Annotated in this window: 6 protein-coding genes; 2 read left to right on the plus strand and 4 right to left on the minus strand. The window is 69.9% G+C overall.

The window, feature by feature from the left end; all coding sequences use genetic code 11:
• A partial coding sequence (locus tag ACFDTH_RS17595; RefSeq protein WP_375288850.1) for an aminotransferase class V-fold PLP-dependent enzyme occupies positions 1-433 on the minus strand: 433 nt, incomplete at its 3' end.
• Between the two features lie 81 nt (positions 434-514).
• Here ACFDTH_RS17595 and ACFDTH_RS17600 point away from each other — a divergent pair.
• Positions 515-1,171 carry an alpha/beta hydrolase gene (locus tag ACFDTH_RS17600; protein ID WP_375288851.1) on the plus strand — a complete coding sequence of 219 codons (657 nt, stop codon included), beginning with the start codon at positions 515-517 and terminating at the stop codon, positions 1,169-1,171.
• 3 nt (positions 1,172-1,174) lie between these two features.
• Here the strand turns inward: ACFDTH_RS17600 and ACFDTH_RS17605 are convergent, their stop codons facing one another.
• The 3 genes from ACFDTH_RS17605 to ACFDTH_RS17615 are packed head-to-tail and all read right to left on the minus strand — an operon-like array spanning position 1,175 to position 3,140.
• Positions 1,175-2,023, minus strand: coding sequence for an alpha/beta hydrolase (locus ACFDTH_RS17605; RefSeq protein ID WP_375288852.1), 849 nt, complete (start codon positions 2,021-2,023; stop codon positions 1,175-1,177).
• Complete coding sequence (locus ACFDTH_RS17610) at positions 2,024-2,182, minus strand: hypothetical protein (protein WP_375288853.1); 159 nt, start codon at positions 2,180-2,182, stop codon at positions 2,024-2,026. It lies immediately after the preceding gene.
• Positions 2,175-3,140, minus strand: a complete 966-nt coding sequence (locus ACFDTH_RS17615) for a threonine/serine dehydratase (protein ID WP_375288854.1) — start codon at positions 3,138-3,140, stop codon at positions 2,175-2,177. Before ACFDTH_RS17615 ends, ACFDTH_RS17610 begins: the two co-directional genes overlap by 8 nt.
• A gap of 140 nt (positions 3,141-3,280) precedes the next feature.
• Here ACFDTH_RS17615 and ACFDTH_RS17620 point away from each other — a divergent pair.
• A partial coding sequence (locus ACFDTH_RS17620) for a type III PLP-dependent enzyme (RefSeq protein WP_375288855.1) occupies positions 3,281-4,329 on the plus strand: 1,049 nt, incomplete at its 3' end.

Raw genomic sequence — 4,329 nt, forward strand, 5'->3', positions numbered from 1 at the left:
CCAGAAGGAGAGCGCCACCGGTATCGAGATCGGCCAGCGGCTGAATCACGCCCGTTTCCGAATTTGCATGCTGGATCACGGCGAGCTCGGCGCCTTCCGGGATGGCGCGCACCAGCGGCTCGGCAGCGATCACGCCCGCCTCAGGCGCAGCCCGCCACACTGCGTCATGCTCCACCGCGCTCGCCTGCACATGCCTGCCGCGTACCGCCAGCGCGATCGCCTCGCTGGCGCCGCTGGTCAGGATCACGTGCCCGTCCCAGCCCAGCGCCGCCGCGATCCGCGCGCGTGCCTCCTCTAGCGCGGCGCGCGCGGCACGCCCCTCGGCGTGCGGCGATGACGGATTGGCCCAGCGCTGCATGCCCTCGCCCACCGCTGCCATGGCTTCGGGGCGGATCGGGGTGGTCGCGGCATGATCGAGGTAGGTTCGGGTCAAGAAAAGTTCCCAATCGGCGGCGCGTCCCTATATAGCGCCCGGTTCCGGCGGATCGACCCGCCCCCGAAACAAGAGAACACCGTGCCCGAAGTGATCTTTCCCGGCCCCGAAGGCCGCCTCGAAGGGCGTTTCGCCCCCGCCCCGCGCCCGCGCGCGCCCGTCGCCATGATCCTCCACCCGCACCCGACCGCGGGCGGCACGATGAACAACCACATCGTCCAGGCACTCTACAAGACCTTCCAGCGCCGCGGCTTTGCCACTTTGCGCTTCAACTTCCGCGGCGTCGGCAAAAGCCAGGGTGTGTTCGACAATGGCGTCGGCGAACTGTCCGACGCGGCGAGCGCGCTCGACTGGGTGCAGAGCTTCCACCCCGAGGCCTCGTCCACCTGGATCGCGGGCTTCAGCTTCGGCGCGTGGATCGGCATGCAGCTGCTGATGCGCCGCCCGGAGATCCGCGGCTTCATCTCGGTGGCGCCGCCGGCGAACCTCTACGACTTCACCTTCCTCGCCCCCTGCCCCTCCTCGGGCATCATCATCCAGGGCGCCGAGGACGAGGTGGCGACGCCGCCGGCGACGCAGAAGCTGGTCGACAAGCTGCGCACGCAGAAGCACATCACCATCCACCACGACACCATCAAGGGCGCGAACCACTTCTTCGAGCACGAGATGGACGACCTGATGAACTCGGTGGACAAGTATCTCGACATGCGACTGGATCCAAACTCGCCGATCCGCTGACGCTCAGGCGAGCACCCCGTCGATCCAGCGGTCGACGATCGCGGTGGCGGGGTGCGCGGGATCGCCAAGCGCGCGATTGAGCTGGAGGTGACCCCTCAGGCCGCGGTGCGGGATGGCATGCGTCTCCACTTGCGCGCCGCCGCGGCGCAGCGCCTGCGCGAGGCCCTGCGACTGCTCGGCCGCGCTGGGGCGCTGGACCCAGAGGATCAGGAAGCGCCCGGTCGTGGTCTCCGCGTGCAGCGTCGGAGAGAGGCGCGCATGCCGCTCGGGATCGCGCCCGAAGGCGGCGCCGTACAGGCCCGAGACGAAGGGCAGCCCGCCCGCCGACTGCCGCGCCACGTCATAGGCGGCGCCATCGAGCAGGATCGTGCCGGCCAGCCGCTGCGGATCGATCCCGGCGTGGCGCGCATAGGCCCGGTCGGTGACCACCAGCGCGGCGAGATGTGCGCCGGCGCTGTGACCCATCAGCACGATCCGGCGCGGGTCGACGCCGCGTGCCGACGCCTCGCGGAACAGCAGCGCCAGCGCGTCGGCGACGTCCTGTGCCTGCTGCTCCACCGTGGCGAGCGGCACCAGCCGGTAGTTGAGCGAGGCGAAGGCGAGGCCGCGCCGGAGGATGTGGTTTGCCTTCGTGTAACCGGTCGTCCGCCCCTTGTCGCCGCGGCTCCAGCCGCCGCCGTGGACGAAAACGACCAGCGGGACCGGAGCCGAGCCGTCCAGCGGCGGATAGAAGTCGAGCCGCTGGAGCGGTGCCGGGCCGTACGCCAGTTCCTCCGCCCGGCTGAGCGGCGGCGGCACGCCGCGCGGCTGGGGCGCGAGCACCGAGACGAGCATCGGCACGATCCGCCGCACTCAGAGCGTCCAGATCAGCACGTTGCCGAGCAGCACCGCCGCCATCACCAGCAGCAGCACCCCGCGCTTTACGTCGCGCCGGCTCACGATCATCCACCCGCCGCCGAGGAGGCAGGCGAAGAAGCCGAGCATGGCGATGGCGGGGGCGGACTCACCCACCGGCCAGCACCCGCGCATAGGCGGCGCGATCGACGTTCCCCCCCGACAGGATCACCAGCATACCCGGCTCGGGCGCCACCTTGCCGGCGAGCAGTGCCGCCAGCGCGACCGCACCGCCGGGCTCCACTACCAGCCGCAATTGCTCCGCCGCCCAGCGCTGCGCCGTCGCGGTCTCGGCTTCGCTGACCGCCACACCGCGCGCGTCGCGGCGGGAGAGGACGTCGAAGGTCAGCGGCGACACCTGCTTGGTCTGGAGCGCGTCGCAGGCGGTGGGCGGGGGCGAGTCGCCGACCGGCAGGATCCAGCTGGCTTCCAGGCTGCGGCGCATGTCGTCCCAGCCCTCGGGCTCGACCACGGTGATCGCCGCGTCCTTGAGCGCCAACGCGATGCCGGCGGCCAGCCCACCGCCGCCGCAAGGCACCACCACATGGGCAGGCGCGCCGAGACCGGCGGCCTCCATCTGCGCCGCCGCCTCCACCCCCGCGCTCCCCTGCCCTTCGATGATCCACGGATCGTCGAAGCTGGGCACCAGAGTGGCGCCGCGCGCCTCGGCGAGTCGCGCCGCGATCGTCTCGCGCGACTCAGTGGCGCGGTCATAGGCGACGATCTCGGCGCCGAGCGCCAGCGTGCCCTCCACCTTCGCGCGCGGCGCATCGGCGGGCATCACGATCGTCGCGGCGATCCCCAGCCGCTTCGCCGCCCAGGCGATTCCCTGCGCGTGATTGCCGCTGGAGAACGCCACGACCCCTTTGCGCCTCGCCTCGTCGCTCAATGCGGTGAGCCGATGCCACGCACCGCGGAGCTTGAACGCGCCCATCGGCTGGAGCGGTTCCGACTTGAACGCGATCTCTACCCCGTTGATTTCACGGGAGAACAAAGGCGTCGGCGGCAGGATGGCGGCGAGCTTGGCGGCGGCGTCGCGCACCCCCGCCCGGGTCGGCTGTCGCAAAAACGTCATAAATGAACCTTCGGGGCTCGCACCCACTTTACAGGTGGGCCGCGTGACCCTAGATCGCGCCTCCGCTGCCCCATGGGACTTCCAACCGCAAGGCAGCTTTTCGAACGTCGTCGCCGCAAGGCACTTGGAGGTCCCTTGAATTGCACCAGCATCATCGCGCGCTGGGGCTAGCCGCCCCGTCGATTGCCGTTTCCGCCCCGTCGGTCGGGAACGCCCTCGAAATCGCCCAGCGTCGGCCAGTCCAGCCGGTCACGCTCGTCCGTCCGCACGCCGCGGCACGGGCCGCCCGGTTCTTCGTGGAGAAGTTCCCGGGCCGCTCGATGTATGCGGTGAAGGCGAATCCGAGCCCCGAGCTGATCCGGATCCTGTGGGATAACGGCATCACCACCTATGACGTCGCTTCGATCGGCGAAGTGCGGATGGTGCGTCGAACCCTGCCGGAGGCGACCTTGTGCTTCATGCACCCAGTCAAGGCCGAGGAGGCGATCCGCGAAGCCTATTTCACGCACGGCGTGCGCACGTTCAGCTTGGACAGCCTGGAAGAGCTGGACAAGATCCTGCGTGCCACCAACGATGCGACCGACCTGACGCTCTGCGTCCGGCTGCGCGTGTCGTCCGAGCATTCGAAGCTCAGCCTCGCGTCGAAGTTCGGCATCGCGCCGCAGGATGCCGGCCCGCTGCTGATGGCGGCGCGGCAGGCGGCGGACGCGCTGGGCATCTGCTTCCATGTCGGATCGCAGGCGATGACTCCCGACGCATACTCGAACGCGATGGAGCGCGTGCGCCAAGCGATCGTGGAGGCGGCGGTGACCGTGGACGTGATCGACGTCGGCGGGGGCTTCCCCTCCACCTATCCGGGCATGGAGCCGCCACCGCTGGAGCGCTATTTCGACACGATCCACCGCGCGTTCGAGAGCCTGCCGATCTCCTATTCGGCGGAGCTGTGGGCGGAGCCGGGCCGGGCCTTGTGCGCGGAATATTCGTCGCTGGTGGTGCGCGTGGAGAAGCGCCGCGGATCCGAGCTTTACATCAACGACGGCGCTTATGGCGCCCTGTTCGATGCGGCGCACATCGGCTGGCGTTTCCCGACGCAGTTGCTGCGCGAGCCGGAGTCGGAGGTGCGCGATCACGGCTTCTCCTTCTACGGCCCGACCTGTGACGACATCGACCACATGCCGGGGCCGTTCGC

It is taken from the genome of Sphingomonas sp. (assembly GCF_042096255.1).
In the GTDB taxonomy this organism is placed as follows: Bacteria; Pseudomonadota; Alphaproteobacteria; order Sphingomonadales; family Sphingomonadaceae; genus Sphingomonas.

Bases quoted from the DNA above. Each gene is read 5' to 3' on its own strand.
- ACFDTH_RS17615 (WP_375288854.1), bottom strand. From the start codon at position 3,140: ATGACGTTTTTGCGACAGCCGACCCGGGCGGGGGTGCGCGACGCCGCC.